A 15,431-nucleotide genomic window follows, 5' to 3' on the forward strand; every position below is an offset into this window, starting at 1 on the left:
CCAAATTCACATAGAAGTGATTTGGCTTTTATAATGCAAATTTATTTAATACTTTTGAAAAATCGATTCGATCTCCTATGGTCGTCGGCTCCGGTTTTTGAAGGTACCGCTTATCTTTTTCTACAAGCTTAAAGATGTTGAGTGTCGTCATCGCATCATCAAGCGCGCAGTGGTGCTTTCCAGTTCCTTCTTTACCATACTCTTGCACAGCTTTCCAAAGGCCGGTTTGATTTTGATCTCCAAAAAAGCGCTTATACTCCATCGAAAGATCAATTTCTTTACCTGTAAAAGGAAACGGCACCTTATTTTTTTGACAGCACTGCCTTAATACTTTCATATCCATGTTTCCCCATGTAATAATCGTGCTGTTTTTATACATGCCCAGTCGCTGTACAAGCTGCTCTAGCGTAATTCCTTCATTTACTTGATTTTGTTCGATATGGAGAAATGATTTACAGCGCTCAGTTAATTTTGTGAAGTGTGTAGGCTGTACGTAAGAGGAGAAACGATCAATGATTTCTTGATTTTTAACAAACACCAAACCAACTTCAATGATTTCCGGAAAAAAGCCTTTTGGAAAACCTTTATACTCTGGCATTGTAAATTCAAAATCAATGAATAAATACTGAGAGTTCTTATCCAATATTATCACCCCTTTGTAAAATAAACCGCCCTACTATATTAATGCTATTATAGCACGATTGAACAATCGGAAGGTCTATTTTCTGTTCTTATTTTTAATATTATGAATATTCTAGTTGCTGAATAAAAAGAATACTTTACTACTACTATATTCTAGAGCATGTCTCTATGCGCAGGGTAACTGTCACGAATAGACATAATTTCGCTTCTTTTTTTTACCTATTTTTTCACTTTTTTATGTATCCGCTCTTCCAAATTCTCTTTAAGCTCTCACATCAGTGTGTGAGGTGCTCCTCCTGACTTCAAAAGCATACCTCACACCTTTTAGACTAAGCCTTTCTTATATTTAAGCTTTAGGCAGAATAGCAAGCGTGCACCGGGATATACAGATTAAATTCTCTTCTTCATCTTGAATTTTCACTTCCCAAACCGCTGTTTTTTTTCCTTTATGTAAAGGAACGCCTATAGCTGTAACTGTTCCATCTTTTTTCCCTTTGATGTGATTAGCATTAATCTCTAAACCCACACAGATTTCTTTTTCAATATCTACACTTTTAATAGCACCTAGACTAGCCACAGTTTCGGCTAACGCCACCGATGCTCCTCCGTGCAAAAGCCCGAATGGCTGACGCGTTCGCTCATCAACAGGCATCGTCGCTTCCACTCTTTGTTCACTTGCGCTAATAATCTCAATTCCTAATGCTTCTAACAGCGTATCTTTTGTTTTCATATACATACCTCCCTTTGTATCTAGTATACAATAACGGTTTTGCTACAACATATACGAACCCTCTACATATACATAATAAAAATCCGTTTTTTAGGAGGATTCTTATATGAAACCATTTGCTCCCTTGTCTTACTACTGGCCATCGTACTACATGCCTCACCCTTATACATACAGGGTACCTAGCTTACCTGAGGCGGACATAGCGACTTTCCAGCAATCTCTTAAAGTGATTCCCTCTACCATGCAAAGCGCTACCATATTTATTCAAAGAGCTAACGCTTCGCCAGCTTTAATAAAAAAAATAAAAGCTGCTGCTCAAGAATCTAAAGTGAGTGAAGTAAAAAGACTCATTCTTTCAACAGGCGTTAAGGCCAAAATTGATGTTTTTTATACGCCAGACTATATTAAAATTACGTTTATTCATCCCGATAACCAATTTGACTGCTGTCACGTTTCGTTAAATATTAAATGGTAAAACACAAGGAAAAAAGTCTTATTTTCTTTTGAAAAAGATGTACATGTTGTTTTGTTTCGAATATTATAATATATGCCGTTTTTGGATGTAAAAACAAATTACACGATAATTGTATTTAGGAAATAAATATGATATTGTATTTGGAAATATATTTTTTCTTTAGGAGGGATGACATGATGAGACATGTTACGCTAGTAGAAATTTTCACGCATCCTATCGCTCAAAAATATTTAACACGATCTGGCGTTGCGCATGCTGTATCGGTCGCCTATCATGCGTTTCGTCTATCTGTACAGCATAATGTAAACCCTGATTTAGCTACAAAAGCAGCGCTGCTTCATGATATTGGCCACTACGAATGGTACACAAATGGTCAGTGGGATTATGAGAAGTATCGTCAAAATGATATTCACGCTATTAAAGGTGCTGAACGTGCACATAAATTACTCATTCGTTTAGGCGAGGAACCTCAGGCGGCAAAAGAAATTGCCTTAGCTATTTTACTACACACAGACTCCTATTTGCCTGAAGGAACCATTCAGCAACGCCCTCTTCAAAAAGTAGTCAAACTAGCTGATGAAGCTGATGAAGAGCCAGGCGGCAAACATCATTACCGTGAAATGGAATACAATTTGGCTGTAAAGAAAATTAAGGAGCTTGATAAGAAAGTGCTTGAACTTCTACATTCCAACCAATTTAAACAGTTAGGCTGACAGGATTAACTCCTTTCATAAGAGTTAATCCTTTTTATTATTTCTCCTCATAATTCCCTGCAAATTACTCATACTACTTATTGATTCTCATTTTTGGTTAGTTAGGAGGAAGAAGAATGTCTAAAAACGCTAGAGGTTACGTGCAGGATTCTTGTACGTCATTAAATCAGGCAAAAGCAAGCCTTGAACAAGCTCTTCAAACAGTAGAGAAAGATTCAAATCGCGAACATATTGAACAATCTCTTCAGGCTGTAGAGCAAGCATTAGGAGCTTGTGACAGCACTGCTTCTACTCTTTCTCAAGCATGAAAAAAAAGCAGCCGGTTTTGATCGGCTGCTTTTTTTTCATTAGAGACCCTCTATTTACAAGATAACTGAGGCAACCCACCCAAAAATAATGAGTGGAATGTTATAGTGAAGAAAAGTTGGTACACACGTATCCCAGATATGATCATGTTGACGATCGACTGCTAGTCCAGATGTTGGTCCAAGCGTACTGTCTGAAGCTGGTGAACCAGCGTCTCCAAGCGCTCCTGCTGTACCAACAATACAAATCGTTGCCATTGGACTCATACCAAGTTCTAAGCAAAGAGGAACAAAAATCGTCGCGATAATTGGAATGGTAGAGAAAGAAGAACCAATGCCCATTGTGACTAAAAGCCCGATGACAAGCATAAGAAATGCACCCAGCATTTGGTTTCCGCCAATAAGAGCAACAGAGCCTTTTACAAGTGCTTCTACATCTCCAGTTTCTTGAAGAACTTTTGCAAAACCAGAGGCTGACAGCATAACAAATCCGATGAAAGCCATCATTCTCATTCCGTTCGTTAATACTGGATCTGCTTCATTCCACTTCAAAGCCCCGCTGAAATAAACGACCACAATTCCTGCAAGCGCTCCGAAAATCATAGAATCTACTAAGAGCTGCACAGTTAAAGCCGCTACAATCGCAAGTAACGCTACTATAATCCCTCTTGTTGTGTAACCTGTACGCTCCTCTGCGCCTTGATCAATGTCAATGTCTTTATAACTGCGCGGCTTACGGTACGAAATAAACACAGCAAACAATAAGCCCGCTACCATTCCTAAAGCTGGAAGAGCCATCGCCGTGGTAATATCTCCTTTATCAATCGTTAATCCACTTTCTTTGATGTTAGTAAATAAAATGTCGTGATAAATCTTACCGAATCCTGCCGGCAAATACATATAAGGTGTAACTAATCCAAATGTAATAACTGTTGCGACTAATCGGCGATCTATTTTCAACTGATTAAATACTTTTAATAGCGGTGGAATTAAAAGCGGAATAAATGCAATGTGAACCGGAATAACATTTTGAGAAAAACACGAAATAATAAGGATGATCAATAAAATTAGTACTTTTGACAGTGACTTCTTTTTCGTTTCTCCTTCTTTTCCTACTATTTTCAACGCTAGCTGAACAACGGCATCAGGCAGCCCTGTCCGCGAAACAGCCATTGCAAATCCTCCAAGCAAAGCATAGCTTAATGCAACAGAAGCACTGTTTCCAAGACCATCTGTGTATATACTTACTGTATCTGTGAGGCTGATACCGCCAACAAGTCCTCCAATTAGCGCTCCGACCGCTAAAGAAAAGACAACGTTGATACGCAATAAGCTCAAAATCAGCATCACGAGCACAGCTATTAATACTGCATTCATTTTGAAACCTCCATTTTTCTTTTTACTTTATCTCATTAAAACATTAGAGAGATAAACAACATGTTCATTATATTAGGTATAGAAAAAAAGTCAATCATCTTACTAAATAAACGTTTGTTTAACTTCTCTACATCCTTAACAATATAAGGATTTTTTTAAACAATCTTTTCTTCCTAAAAAGAAAAAAATGTTATGTAAACATATTAAAAAAGAAGCATCTTCGATGCTTCTTTTTACGTTTCTTTCTATCACTGCTATGTTCTTTTTATTAATTGGCTTCAAATGAACAAACCATCGCAGCTAGGGTTCGCACCATCACGCCTGTTGCACCTGAAGGTCCTAACTCATGAGAAGCAGCGGATGTTGCAGTTCCAGCAATATCCAAGTGAACCCATGGTGTTTGCTCTGCAAACTCACCAATAAAGGTTCCTGCCATAATTGCGTGCCCCTCCCGTCCAGGAGAGTTATTTAAATCTGCTACTTTACTTCCCCGAACACGCTTTTTGTCTCGTTCTGTAATAGGCAGCTCCCAAATCGGTTCGCCTGTCTCAATGCTCGCTTTCGCTATTTGCTGCAATAAAGCAGAATCATTCGTCATTGCCCCAGTTGTGTGTGTACCAAGAGCTACAATTACACCACCCGTTAATGTCGCCACGTCTACTAAATAATTTGCTCCATGATGCTTGGCATATGAAATACCATCAGCTAGTGCTAAACGCCCTTCAGCATCTGTGTTCAGCACTTCTATTGTCTTTCCATTCATTGCTGTAATAACATCATCTGGTTTAAAGGCACGCGCGCTAATAACGTTGTCAGTTGATGGAATGACCGCTACTACGTTTTGATGAGGTTTTAATTCTCCAATCGCTTCCATTGCACCAAGAACAGATGCAGCTCCACCCATATCTGTTTTCATGCCTACAATCCCGTCTTTAGATTTGATAGAGTAACCACCTGTGTCAAAGGTAATCCCTTTTCCTACCAACCCAATAACGTCTTCCCATTTTTCTTTACCTTGATATTTCAGTACAATCATTTTAGGAGGCTCTGCGGAACCTTGATTGACTGCGAGCAACGCGCCCATTCCTAGCGTTTCCATCTCTTCTTTTTCTAAAATTTCATATTCAAAACCATATGTATGTGCCATTTCTACTGCATAATTAGCTAAATCTGTAGCCGTTAGCATATTGCTTGGTAAGTTAACGAGGGTGCGGGCTGAGTTTGTTGCTTTCCCGTACGTATATCCAACCAACGCAGATTGTAAAACGTCTTTATAACAAGAAAACAGTTCAATTTTCTCAAGCTGCTTGTCAGGCTCATTTGATTTCTTTTTGTAGTTTTCAAACTCATACATAGCAAGCTGTTGAGCTTCTCCTAGTAAAGCTGCAGTTTCTTGCTCTGACCACTCTCCTGTATCAAATGTAGGAAGGACGACCGATGCGTTTGAAATTTTTGCTTCTTTTAACTTTTTAAATAAAAGGCCAAAGCTTTCTTTGAGCCCATTTTTAGTTAACGCTTGCTTTCGTCCGAGCCCTACAAAATAAAGACGTTTTGCTCCTAATTTTCCTAGTGTATGAATCGTTGATATCCGCTTTTCCTGTACGCGAATATCTCCTTCCTTAATCAAATGAATGAGCTGTCCACCTAAAGCATCATCAATTTCTTTTAGAAAGCCTTCAAACTGTTGGTTTTGATTAAATAACCCGATTACGAGCGCTTCTGTTTGATGATCAACACCATATGTTTCTACGTGCGAAAACATAAAATTCCTCCCTTTTACGTATAGATATTTTATTTTTATTTATCATCTGCTTTGTTTAATCTATTCAGCAAGTGGAATATATATCATATTCACCACTGTTTTCATCTATATACATATGATAGCAGAAATACAATTTTTAATCACAGTTCAAAAACCTTAGTTTCACACATATACTTTCATCTACCACTGTTTTCATCATACGGATTTATCTTTTTAGACATTTTAAGTTGAGGGAGGACATCTCAATGGAGTTATTCTCAAATTTTCCACTTTGGAGTTCATTAATCGCTATTTTCTTTGCTCAATTTATTAAGATTCCCCTTTCTTTTGTAGCTACTAAAAAAATAGACGGCAGCTTATTTTTTAGTACGGGGGGCATGCCAAGCTCTCACTCCGCAGCCGTAACTTCCTTAGCAACTGCCATTGGGCTAGCAGAAGGTCTTAAATCCCCTATTTTTGCTCTATCCGCTATTTTTGCCATCATTGTCATGTTTGATGCTAAAGGAGTAAGAAGACACGCAGGAGAGCAAGCAACAGTTTTAAATCGTTTGGTTGAAGACTTTCAGCGCGCAGTAAAAGAGGCAAAGCTGTGGACGACCAATGAAGAGGACGAAAAACAAGTGAAGCTAAAAGAACTGCTTGGACATAAGCCTATTGAAGTTTTCTTTGGAGCCTTAACAGGAATAGCAGTTGCTTTTGTAACGTATTATGTATGGCCATAAAACATAAGAAAACACATGAAGAATGCTTCATGTGTTTCTCGTTTATTTCACCTGCTGACGAAAAACTTGCATCGATTTCTTTTCATTCAGCATTGTTAACTCTTCTTCAGTTAAACGGCCGTCTCCTGATTTGACTACATAGACGTTTAATTCTTTCTTACCCCATATGTTATACACATCAGAAACAGTTTCAAAGTATAAATCAAGATGATTGCCTTTAATAGCCCCACCTTTATCTGCTACCACTCCGTACCCATAGCCCGGAATGAACAAGATCGTGCCGATTGGAAATATAGTTAAATCAGCAGCGATGGTTGAATACAAGTCACGTTTTACTTTAACGCCCGAATATGTAATACCATACCCTGGATGATTGGGATTTTTCCCAGTTGATTCGTAACCAGCTGTGTAACCCGTAGCCAATACATTCTTAGTTGGATAACGCGACCAATCAAATGCTTCTTCAATTGTCAGACGCTCTCTGTCATTGCTAGCTGCTTCAGCTCTTAGTGGTTTTAGAAATGATGGTAAGAGCCTTTCATTCATTAGAGGATGCCCTGTACTGTTTATAAAAGGCATATATTTGATGACCGTGTTTATTGGGACGCCAGTAATTGCTTCATATGTTGTAAACAGCGCTCCGACCAGTAGTAGGCACATAATGAATCGCTTTGCTATTTTTCCAATCATTGTGATTTCCACAACTCCTCTCACGAATCTATTTGTTTCCAACATAAAAACAAATTATTCGTTCGCGAGAAGAATTTACATTCAAAACATTTGGTACCCTCTTGTTCGTAAAGATTTAATGGTAATACCTGAAGCTAGTGCACCTATAAAACCAGCCATTAAAATCGCAATGTCAGCTGTGGCTAAAGATAGCACTTTTGTACCTAGCTGCTGAAAGGAGTGAGCGGGATGTTGAATGTAATCAACCGCTCTTACATCATCAATAATAAGAATAAAAATTACGGGATAAATAATGGCCATAATCCAAGACATGCGAAGCAGCATATTCAACAAGAAACCGATTCCAAAAAACAACACAAAAAACAACAAGATGGAGATAATTAGGACAGGCACACTCATTTCCATTGCTTTTCGCCTCCGTTACTCTTTATACTTTCAGTTTACTTAAGAGTAATCAAGGCGTCAATCACAGAAAAGTAAGTTAATACCAAAAAAAGCAAAAGGTTTGAAGACCTTTTGCTTTTTGTTTTAAAAGAAATTAAATTTTCCCTTTTTCAATACAAGACCTGCTCCGCCTTGAAGGAAAAGCGAGCGATTATCAACAACTTTTTTCATAAAAGATGCGCTTGAACCAAATAGTTTTCGACCGTATACAACGCCAATTGCGTCATCATGCCCTAACGAACATACCGTTCCTTTAATATCTGGTTTGAACTCGCTTAATTCTTTTTGCCCTTTCATCAAACGGCTAATATTTTCAGCGCAGGTACCGCCTTGTTGCATAGCAATTTGAGCTGTTGGCGGATAAGGACGTTCTGTTTCTGGGTTAATCATTAGTGAACAATCTCCAATAACAAACACATCTTCATGCCCTGGTGCCAGCAAGCTATTGCTTACTTTTACACGTCCGCGCATGTTCTCAAATCCAGCTTTTTCAATTAAATGACTGCCTCGAACACCTGCAGCCCATACAACTGTTGCTGATTTGATTTCTTCCACTTGGTCATCTTTTGATACAATAATTCCTTCTTCTGTACACTCTTTAATCGCTGTTCCGATCTTGAACTCGATTCCTTTTCGTTCTAGCTGTGTTACCGCATATTCTACAAGTTCCGGATCAAAACCTGGCAAGGCCGTAGGCGCTGCTTCTACACAAATAACGCGTACTTTTTCACGCGGGATATCAAACTCTTTGCAAAGCTGAGGGACTCGATTTGCTAATTCTCCCACAAATTCAATGCCGGTAAAGCCAGCACCTCCAACAATGATTGTCAGAAGTTCGTCTCTTTTTTCCACTTCATTGTTGTACGTCGCAAACACATAATCAATATGCTCACGAATTTGACGTGCTGCATTAATGCTCGTAATGGTAAATGCATGTTCTTTTAAACCTTTAATTCCGAAAGTTTCTGCTTCATACCCTAAAGCAACAACTAAATAATCGTACGTTAGCTCACTGTTTTCAAGAAGAACACGCTTTTCATCTAACTTAATATCTACGACCGTGTCTTTAATAAATGTAACCTTATTCGTGTTAATTAAATTTTTAACAGGAACACGAGAGCGATCTTGATGAATTGTACCTGCCGATACTTCATGAAGCCATGTCGTTTCGTAATGGTAATCGTTTTTATTTACCAAAACAATTTCCGCATCACTAGCACCCAGTTTCTTTTGTAAATTAACAATTGTCATAATGCCGCCATACCCGGCACCCAAAATGACGATTTTAGGCTTTTTCATAGGAATGTCATCCACCTTTTTTAGTTATAGTCACAAGTATGTCTTACAAATATAATGATAAGAGCAATTTTATTTGGTTTGCTTTTTTATGTTAGTTTGAGCAAGAACGATCATCGCTATCCATTTATTATTCATATACGAAAAATAATGTGAATCACTTCACGTTCTTTTTTAAAAAAATGTAAGCATAAGTCCTAGCTTGATTTACACCAACATCTTATGCTTTTTTCATCGGTTTTTCAACCCTTCACTTTGTATTTACAAGCTTTTAAATTTTCAATTACTTTCCTGTATACCCAGTTTTATATTTGACCAAAACGTGTGGTTATGTTAATGATTGCAAATACTGATCTTTAAGTTGAGAAAGTTTCTCAAACATTCCAGCGTGTTTTAATGATATTTTATAATTTACTATGCTATCATAAAGTAGAATATGCATTGGCACAGAACAATCTAGAGGTGATTATAAATGAAAGAAGATAAACAAGTATACGATATTACCATCATCGGAGGCGGCCCTACAGGCTTATTTACAGCATTTTATGGCGGTATGCGTCAGGCGAGCGTAAAAATTATTGAAAGCTTACCACAGCTCGGTGGACAGCTTTCTGCTTTATATCCTGAAAAATATATTTATGACGTAGCTGGGTTTCCAAAAGTACGTGCTCAAGAATTAGTCAATAACCTAAAAGAGCAAATGGATCAATTTAAACCTGCAGTTGCACTAGAGCAAGCAGTAGAAAAGGTAGAAAAACAAGCGGACGGTGTATTCCGATTAACTACTAATTCTGAAGTCCACTATTCAAAAACAATTATTATTACGGCTGGAAACGGTGCATTTAAGCCCCGTAAAATTGAGCTAGAAAACGCAGAACAGTTCGAGCAAACGAACCTTCACTATTTTGTGGATGATATGAATAAATTCAAAGGCCGCAAAGTATTAGTATGCGGGGGTGGGGATTCTGCTGTAGACTGGTCTCTTATGTTAGAGCCGATCGCAGAAAAAGTAACGTTAACGCATCGCCGAGACAAGTTCCGCGCTCATGAACATAGCGTAGAAAACTTGCATAATTCATCAGTTGATATTAAAACACCATATGTACCGGTTGAATTTATTGGAGATGACCGTATTACACAAGTTGTGTTAGAAAATACAAAAGGTGAAGAAAAGACAGTAGTAGACGTAGATGATGTTATTGTAAACTTTGGATTTGTTTCTTCTCTAGGTCCAATTAAAGAATGGGACTTAGATTTAGAGAAAAATGCAATTGTTGTTAATTCAAAGCAAGAAACAAATATTCCTGGCATCTATGCAGCAGGTGATGTCTGCACATATGATGGAAAAGTAAAACTCATCGTGGCAGGATTTGGCGAAGGTCCGACTGCCGTTAATAACGCTAAAGCATACATTGACCCAAAGGCTCGCTTACAGCCTATGCACAGTACGTCAATGTTCTCATAAAAAAAGCAGGCTCTCGCCTGCTTTTTTTCATTGCTGGATTGGTGTAACCATTCGATGAATGATTTCACTCATCATTTCTGCATCACTGCTTATTAAACAGATTTCATAAAAGGAATGGTTTCCTTCTTGACTAGTTACGCTCATTCTGTAGGCCTTCAAGCCTTCGAGCTTGCTTAAATATTTTACTACCTCTGATTGACCGACAATACGTTCAATCAGCAGAATATGCTCTCCTTCCACTGCTCCATAGCTTTCGGCCAGAGATGCATTAGCATTTTCATAATAGCGAATGTAAGGTTCAGAATGGTTAAGAGGCGCAGAGGACGAGTTTTGATGACAGACTTCACCTGAGGAAAAAGGCAAATGTTGAACAAATAAATGCGATTCACTGAAGTGAATACTTTTTGCATCCTTAGACTCCATTTTCCTATTTTCAAGTTTTAACCAGTTTATAAACCCCTTCCATAGAATAGGCAGGGTATTTTTTTTACGAAAACTGCCATAACCTCCTACTTGTTCTGCGTCGTAACGAGTCGCATCTATCAAATCCGTTCATCTCCTCTTTTTTATTGAGTATAAAAAAGACTGATTATTCGGTCAATAAGTTTGGTAGATGATGTAACATACAAAAATTTCTCACTAAAAAAGCTTTCTTCACCAGATGAGGTGAAGAAAGCTTTTTTATAAAAATATACTTAGCACTCTTCAGGAGCACCTGCGTTGCTTGCTGTACGGAAAGAAGAGCCGCAGCCGCATGCTGCAATGGCGTTCGGGTTATCAATTGTAAACCCTCCGCCTAGCATAGATTGCTTGTAATCAATTTTTACATCTTTTAAAATTGGAGCACTTTCGCTATCTACAAGAATCTTAATGCCATGTTGTTCAAACAGCGTATCGTTTTCATTTACTTCGTGTGCAAAACCCATGCCGTAAGAAAGACCTGAGCAGCCTCCTCCGTTTACAGTAACACGTAAATAAGCATTTTCTTCTTCATGTTCTTTCATCATATCTTTTATTTGAAAGCTTGCAGCTTCTGTAATTGTTAGGATATCTTGACTCATTTTTAAACAGACCTCCTTTTTTGTTTAGTATACGACGAAATGTCTGTGACGACAAATCGTCTGCTTCTTCATTTTTAATAATAATACATGCCGTCGCAAATCACATTGGCTGGACCTGTCATTAACACATTGCCTTTATTTTGCCAAACAATCGTTAAATCTCCTCCAGCGAGGTGTACAACAGTAGGCACATCTTTTTTCGTCTTCTCATTTAACACAGAAGAAACAACAGCAGCGCATGCTCCTGTCCCGCATGCTTGAGTGATACCCGAACCTCTTTCCCATACGCGAAAGTTCAGCTCTCTTTCGTTCACTACCTCGACAAATTCAACGTTCACTCCTTCTGGAAAACGCGCATCTTTTTCAACTACCGGACCTAGTGTAGTAAGAGGCGCTTGTTCAATATCATTTACATAAAAGACGACGTGAGGATTTCCCATTGATACAGCCGTCCCTTTTAACCGTTCTTTTCCAAATTCCATCTCTTCATCAACAACTTGGTATTGGCTTGCTCCCGTCATTGGAATTTGTTCTCTAGCTAAAATAGGCTCTCCCATATCGATTGTTACTTCTGGAACTTCATTTCCCTGCGGATGCACCGTTGCTTCTACAACTCCAGAAAGCGTTTCGATAAAAAATCTTTCGCTTGTTACTAAATTATGTTCGTATGCATATTTAGCTACACATCTTAAACCGTTTCCGCAGTTTTTTGCTTCCGAGCCGTCATTATTAAATACGCGCATTTTCACATCTGCGCGTTCAGATGGACAAATAAGAATCATTCCATCCGATCCGATTCCCGTATAAACATTTGAGACTTTTACAGCAAGCGGTGCTAACTCTTGCTCTTCTATATGTTCTTCAAACATATTTACGTAGATATAGTTGTTGCCAAGTGCATGCATTTTTGTAAACTGAAATTTTTTCATATTATCACCCATTATTTTTTTATGTAGCTCTAGTATAAAGTGATTCTCTTTTGTACACAATAATATCATCCCCCGTTTTTTTAGCTCCTTAATCATAAAGATTAAGGGGTTTTTTTATTTTGTTCTCCTTTAGAGTATTAAAAAACAAAAGAAGCTTTATGATTACAAAAAGGATGGTTAAAGCGCATATATTTGCGCAAAAACGCATAAAAAAGCACGGCAAGACTAGCCATGCTTACATCATCTATTCTATTAGCCTCATGTCCCTCTCCTGCTAAAAAGAGATACGACAGCGGGGATAGTTTAAAACATTGGGTTTTCTTCTAAATGAATGTAGATATTATCTACTAACTGTTCAGGTGTTTCCGCCGTAACAATCTCTCCATTTACCAAGGCAAATAAAGATTGTGAACATTTCCCGCAATAACCTAAACATCCGTATTCAATAATATCTAGATTTGGATCTTTTTCAAGCTTTTCTAAAGCTGCTTGAGAACCGCTGGCTAAATTGCTAACGCAAAATTCAATAATTGGCTGTATCACGTTTTTTCACCTCTCTACTATTAGTTTATCCTATCTCCTTTCATTTTCAACGTCAACTTTAGAAATTCACGTTCATTTCGCGCGCGTTTTTTAGCTTTATAGACTTTTTTCAAAAACGCATAAATAAGCTTTATTACGTGGATAGCTTGAAATTATGTTGAAACATATTGTGGTTTTTTATTAATTTAGTTATACTTTTATGTATAGAAAACCAAACGAGGTTATATTAAATTATTATTTAAGTAAAATATGTTATCTTATATAGCCTTTCATATCTTTTTGGCAACCATCCTTATTAACGGTAATTTGTACCCTCCTATTCTTAAAAGCAAGAATAATAGAGAGAAAACAAAAATGCATGAAGCTAAAGGGGAAATTCACATGAAGAACCTTGTCATACTGGGCGGCGGATACGGTGGTATGCGCATTTTGCAGCGCCTTTTTCCGAATCAATTGCCTAACGATGTAGAAGTAACGCTTATTGACAAAGCACCTTATCACTCACTAAAAACTGAATTCTATGCACTTGCAGCTGGAACAATCTCTGATCAACATGTCCGTGTTGCTTTTCCTGAACACCCTCGCTTAAAAATCCGCTACGGCTGTGTAAAACGAATAGACCTGAAAGAGAAATGCGTCTATGTGGATGATCAAATGATCGCTTACGATGACCTGATTGTAGGACTCGGATGCGAAGATAAATATCATGGAGTTCCCGGAGCTCTTGAGCATACATACAGCATTCAATCCATTGATGCTTCACGAGCAACTTATCAGACATTAAACAACTTACCGGCCCACGCTACTGTTTCAATTGTCGGAGCTGGATTAAGCGGAGTAGAACTGGCAAGTGAGCTAAGAGAAAGCCGCCCGGATTTAAAAATCATCTTATTTGACCGCGGTAAATTAATTTTATCTGCTTTCCCAGAACGTTTAAGCAATTACGTTCAAACTTGGTTTACTTCAAACGGTGTCGAAATTGTAAATAGTGCTAATATTACAAAAGTAGAACCGAACATTCTTTATAATCATGATGAGCCCGTTCAAAGCGATGCAATCGTGTGGACAGCAGGCATTCAGCCAAATAAAGTGGTACGCGATTTAGACGTGGAAAAAGATCCTCAAGGACGCGTCGTATTGACAAAATACCATAACTTGCCTGACGATGAAAATGTCTACATTTTGGGTGACTGTGCAAGCCTACCGCACGCCCCAAGTGCTCAGCTTGCAGAAGGTCAGGCTGAACAAATTGTGCAAGTGCTTCTTCACCGCTGGAAAGGCGAAGCGCTTCCTGATGAATTGCCAACTATTAAATTAAAAGGCATACTTGGTTCATTAGGCAAAAAGCATGGGTTTGGCTTAGTTGCCGAACGTCCGATTACAGGACGCGTAGCTCGATTATTGAAATCAGGTATTCTTTGGATGTATAAACACCACAGTGGATAAAACAAAAGCCGTTAGATGACTGACAATCTAACGGCTTTTTTCGTTATGATGCGCGGAAACCATACTTCTCCATTTCCTCAAATACGCGCTTTAATTTCGGATTGCCTTCCCCAACAATTTCTCCATTAATGACCACTACAGGATAGAATAAATCTTCTTCAATCACACGCTTGGCAAAAGCTGCTTTTTCCGGATCCGTATGCGGCTCGTTTATATCTACATACGTGATAGCAAACGGTTGGTTCGGATATTTACGAGAAATAGCTGCCTCTAGCCAATCATAGGTGTCTTTTGAAGACGGCAGGTTAACACAGCTTGCACAAACAATTTCAGCTCCATAAATACACACTTCTACCTCAGTTGACTGCATAGCACATCCCCCTTGAATCTTTACATATAAACTGTACGATTATTCACACTTTTACTTCATTATGAATACTATTTTACACAAAACTGATTCATTGCACATCTTTTTCTTTTAAGGTAACATTACGATGTATACTCCAATAGATTTTTCATGAAAGACCGTTTATAATAAGAGTAGAAGAAAGGAGTCGATAGTTATGTCAGAAATGCACGAGCAAGTTCAAGAAGTATTAGAAAAACTTCGTCCGTTTTTACTTCGCGACGGTGGAGACTGTGAGCTAGTAGACGTAGAGGATGGTATTGTAAAATTACGTCTTTTAGGCGCTTGCGGAAGCTGCCCAAGTTCAACAATTACGCTAAAAGCTGGTATCGAACGTGCCCTTTTAGAAGAAGTACCTGGTGTAGTTGAAGTAGAACAAGTATTCTAATCTCTTTGATTTTATTATAAAAGCAACCTCCCATTTT

Annotated in this window: 19 protein-coding genes; 7 read left to right on the top strand and 12 right to left on the bottom strand. The window is 38.2% G+C overall.

Features of this window, described 5'->3' with window-relative positions; genetic code table 11:
- Positions 1-28: 28 nt before the first annotated feature.
- Together kapD and ACH6EI_RS21515 are read right to left on the bottom strand one after the other, a co-directional pair.
- A complete protein-coding gene (gene kapD, locus ACH6EI_RS21510; protein ID WP_013085312.1) occupies positions 29-643 on the bottom strand; it encodes a 3'-5' exonuclease KapD in 615 nt (204 codons plus the stop codon).
- 345 nt (positions 644-988) lie between these two features.
- A complete protein-coding gene (locus ACH6EI_RS21515; protein ID WP_033580463.1) occupies positions 989-1,372 on the bottom strand; it encodes a hotdog fold thioesterase in 384 nt (127 codons plus the stop codon).
- A 106-nt stretch (positions 1,373-1,478) separates the two neighbouring features.
- On the opposite strand from ACH6EI_RS21515, the gene ACH6EI_RS21520 reads away from it, so the two are divergent.
- The 3 genes from ACH6EI_RS21520 to ACH6EI_RS21530 all read left to right on the top strand — a co-directional run bounded on the left by ACH6EI_RS21520 (position 1,479) and on the right by ACH6EI_RS21530 (position 2,868).
- The gene (locus ACH6EI_RS21520) at positions 1,479-1,847 is read left to right on the top strand and encodes a YuzC family spore coat inner layer protein (RefSeq protein WP_098627019.1); all 369 of its coding nucleotides are present in this window, start codon (positions 1,479-1,481) and stop codon (positions 1,845-1,847) included.
- Positions 1,848-2,023: 176 nt separating this feature from the next.
- On the top strand, positions 2,024-2,560 hold the full coding sequence (locus ACH6EI_RS21525) for an HD domain-containing protein (protein WP_013059610.1): 537 nt from the start codon (positions 2,024-2,026) through the stop codon (positions 2,558-2,560).
- 116 nt (positions 2,561-2,676) lie between these two features.
- Positions 2,677-2,868 carry a hypothetical protein gene (locus tag ACH6EI_RS21530; RefSeq protein ID WP_033580461.1) on the top strand — a complete coding sequence of 64 codons (192 nt, stop codon included), beginning with the start codon at positions 2,677-2,679 and terminating at the stop codon, positions 2,866-2,868.
- 54 nt (positions 2,869-2,922) lie between these two features.
- Here ACH6EI_RS21530 and ACH6EI_RS21535 read toward each other — a convergent pair whose 3' ends face one another.
- Positions 2,923-4,242, bottom strand: coding sequence for a Na+/H+ antiporter family protein (locus ACH6EI_RS21535; protein WP_033580460.1), 1,320 nt, complete (start codon positions 4,240-4,242; stop codon positions 2,923-2,925).
- Between the two features lie 268 nt (positions 4,243-4,510).
- Positions 4,511-6,004, bottom strand: a complete 1,494-nt coding sequence (locus ACH6EI_RS21540; protein WP_033580459.1) for a leucyl aminopeptidase — start codon at positions 6,002-6,004, stop codon at positions 4,511-4,513.
- Between the two features lie 245 nt (positions 6,005-6,249).
- Here ACH6EI_RS21540 and ACH6EI_RS21545 point away from each other — a divergent pair, with 245 nt between their 5' ends.
- Positions 6,250-6,726, top strand: coding sequence for a divergent PAP2 family protein (locus ACH6EI_RS21545; protein WP_013085319.1), 477 nt, complete (start codon positions 6,250-6,252; stop codon positions 6,724-6,726).
- A gap of 42 nt (positions 6,727-6,768) precedes the next feature.
- Here ACH6EI_RS21545 and ACH6EI_RS21550 read toward each other — a convergent pair whose 3' ends face one another.
- From ACH6EI_RS21550 to ACH6EI_RS21560, 3 genes are all read right to left on the bottom strand, one after another.
- Positions 6,769-7,416, bottom strand: a complete 648-nt coding sequence (locus ACH6EI_RS21550) for a 3D domain-containing protein (protein WP_034264182.1) — start codon at positions 7,414-7,416, stop codon at positions 6,769-6,771.
- A gap of 81 nt (positions 7,417-7,497) precedes the next feature.
- Entirely contained in the window at positions 7,498-7,821 is a 324-nt protein-coding gene (locus ACH6EI_RS21555; RefSeq protein ID WP_033580457.1) for a YuiB family protein, read from the bottom strand.
- A gap of 123 nt (positions 7,822-7,944) precedes the next feature.
- Positions 7,945-9,159, bottom strand: coding sequence for an NAD(P)/FAD-dependent oxidoreductase (locus ACH6EI_RS21560; RefSeq protein WP_033580456.1), 1,215 nt, complete (start codon positions 9,157-9,159; stop codon positions 7,945-7,947).
- Positions 9,160-9,628: 469 nt separating this feature from the next.
- Here ACH6EI_RS21560 and ACH6EI_RS21565 point away from each other — a divergent pair, with 469 nt between their 5' ends.
- Entirely contained in the window at positions 9,629-10,621 is a 993-nt protein-coding gene (locus ACH6EI_RS21565) for an NAD(P)/FAD-dependent oxidoreductase (RefSeq protein WP_013059618.1), read from the top strand.
- A 27-nt stretch (positions 10,622-10,648) separates the two neighbouring features.
- Here the strand turns inward: ACH6EI_RS21565 and ACH6EI_RS21570 are convergent, their stop codons facing one another.
- From ACH6EI_RS21570 to ACH6EI_RS21585, 4 genes are all read right to left on the bottom strand, one after another.
- Positions 10,649-11,167 carry a hypothetical protein gene (locus ACH6EI_RS21570; protein WP_033580455.1) on the bottom strand — a complete coding sequence of 173 codons (519 nt, stop codon included), beginning with the start codon at positions 11,165-11,167 and terminating at the stop codon, positions 10,649-10,651.
- Positions 11,168-11,316: 149 nt separating this feature from the next.
- Positions 11,317-11,682: a HesB/IscA family protein gene (locus tag ACH6EI_RS21575; protein ID WP_025752687.1), complete on the bottom strand. Its 366-nt coding sequence runs from the start codon at positions 11,680-11,682 to the stop codon at positions 11,317-11,319.
- Between the two features lie 74 nt (positions 11,683-11,756).
- Positions 11,757-12,611: a diaminopimelate epimerase gene (gene dapF, locus ACH6EI_RS21580; RefSeq protein WP_063248452.1), complete on the bottom strand. Its 855-nt coding sequence runs from the start codon at positions 12,609-12,611 to the stop codon at positions 11,757-11,759.
- 303 nt (positions 12,612-12,914) lie between these two features.
- Positions 12,915-13,154: a YuzB family protein gene (locus ACH6EI_RS21585; RefSeq protein WP_033580454.1), complete on the bottom strand. Its 240-nt coding sequence runs from the start codon at positions 13,152-13,154 to the stop codon at positions 12,915-12,917.
- Positions 13,155-13,535: 381 nt separating this feature from the next.
- Between ACH6EI_RS21585 and ACH6EI_RS21590 the strand changes: the two genes are divergently transcribed.
- Complete coding sequence (locus ACH6EI_RS21590) at positions 13,536-14,600, top strand: NAD(P)/FAD-dependent oxidoreductase (RefSeq protein WP_028412619.1); 1,065 nt, start codon at positions 13,536-13,538, stop codon at positions 14,598-14,600.
- 43 nt (positions 14,601-14,643) lie between these two features.
- On the opposite strand, the gene ACH6EI_RS21595 is transcribed toward ACH6EI_RS21590, so the two are convergent.
- On the bottom strand, positions 14,644-14,970 hold the full coding sequence (locus ACH6EI_RS21595) for a YuzD family protein (RefSeq protein ID WP_028412620.1): 327 nt from the start codon (positions 14,968-14,970) through the stop codon (positions 14,644-14,646).
- A gap of 193 nt (positions 14,971-15,163) precedes the next feature.
- Here ACH6EI_RS21595 and ACH6EI_RS21600 point away from each other — a divergent pair, with 193 nt between their 5' ends.
- Positions 15,164-15,394 (top strand): NifU family protein, encoded by a 231-nt coding sequence (locus ACH6EI_RS21600; RefSeq protein ID WP_013059625.1) that lies wholly within the window; start codon positions 15,164-15,166, stop codon positions 15,392-15,394.
- The last annotated feature ends 37 nt before the right edge of the window (positions 15,395-15,431 follow it).

The organism is Priestia sp. JSM ZJ58 (assembly GCF_044383985.1).
Taxonomy (GTDB): domain Bacteria; phylum Bacillota; class Bacilli; order Bacillales; family Bacillaceae_H; genus Priestia; species Priestia zanthoxyli.

Excerpts from the sequence above, each read along its gene's own strand:
- ACH6EI_RS21515 (WP_033580463.1), bottom strand. The coding sequence starts at position 1,372 with ATGAAAACAAAAGATACGCTGTTAGAAGCATTAGGAATTGAGATTATT.
- ACH6EI_RS21520 (WP_098627019.1), top strand. The coding sequence starts at position 1,479 with ATGAAACCATTTGCTCCCTTGTCTTACTACTGGCCATCGTACTACATG.
- ACH6EI_RS21525 (WP_013059610.1), top strand. The coding sequence starts at position 2,024 with ATGAGACATGTTACGCTAGTAGAAATTTTCACGCATCCTATCGCTCAA.
- ACH6EI_RS21530 (WP_033580461.1), top strand. The coding sequence starts at position 2,677 with ATGTCTAAAAACGCTAGAGGTTACGTGCAGGATTCTTGTACGTCATTA.
- ACH6EI_RS21535 (WP_033580460.1), bottom strand. The coding sequence starts at position 4,242 with ATGAATGCAGTATTAATAGCTGTGCTCGTGATGCTGATTTTGAGCTTA.
- ACH6EI_RS21540 (WP_033580459.1), bottom strand. The coding sequence starts at position 6,004 with ATGTTTTCGCACGTAGAAACATATGGTGTTGATCATCAAACAGAAGCG.
- ACH6EI_RS21545 (WP_013085319.1), top strand. The coding sequence starts at position 6,250 with ATGGAGTTATTCTCAAATTTTCCACTTTGGAGTTCATTAATCGCTATT.
- ACH6EI_RS21550 (WP_034264182.1), bottom strand. The coding sequence starts at position 7,416 with ATGATTGGAAAAATAGCAAAGCGATTCATTATGTGCCTACTACTGGTC.
- ACH6EI_RS21555 (WP_033580457.1), bottom strand. The coding sequence starts at position 7,821 with ATGGAAATGAGTGTGCCTGTCCTAATTATCTCCATCTTGTTGTTTTTT.
- ACH6EI_RS21560 (WP_033580456.1), bottom strand. The coding sequence starts at position 9,159 with ATGAAAAAGCCTAAAATCGTCATTTTGGGTGCCGGGTATGGCGGCATT.
- ACH6EI_RS21565 (WP_013059618.1), top strand. The coding sequence starts at position 9,629 with ATGAAAGAAGATAAACAAGTATACGATATTACCATCATCGGAGGCGGC.
- ACH6EI_RS21575 (WP_025752687.1), bottom strand. The coding sequence starts at position 11,682 with ATGAGTCAAGATATCCTAACAATTACAGAAGCTGCAAGCTTTCAAATA.
- dapF (WP_063248452.1), bottom strand. The coding sequence starts at position 12,611 with ATGAAAAAATTTCAGTTTACAAAAATGCATGCACTTGGCAACAACTAT.
- ACH6EI_RS21590 (WP_028412619.1), top strand. The coding sequence starts at position 13,536 with ATGAAGAACCTTGTCATACTGGGCGGCGGATACGGTGGTATGCGCATT.
- ACH6EI_RS21595 (WP_028412620.1), bottom strand. The coding sequence starts at position 14,970 with ATGCAGTCAACTGAGGTAGAAGTGTGTATTTATGGAGCTGAAATTGTT.
- ACH6EI_RS21600 (WP_013059625.1), top strand. The coding sequence starts at position 15,164 with ATGTCAGAAATGCACGAGCAAGTTCAAGAAGTATTAGAAAAACTTCGT.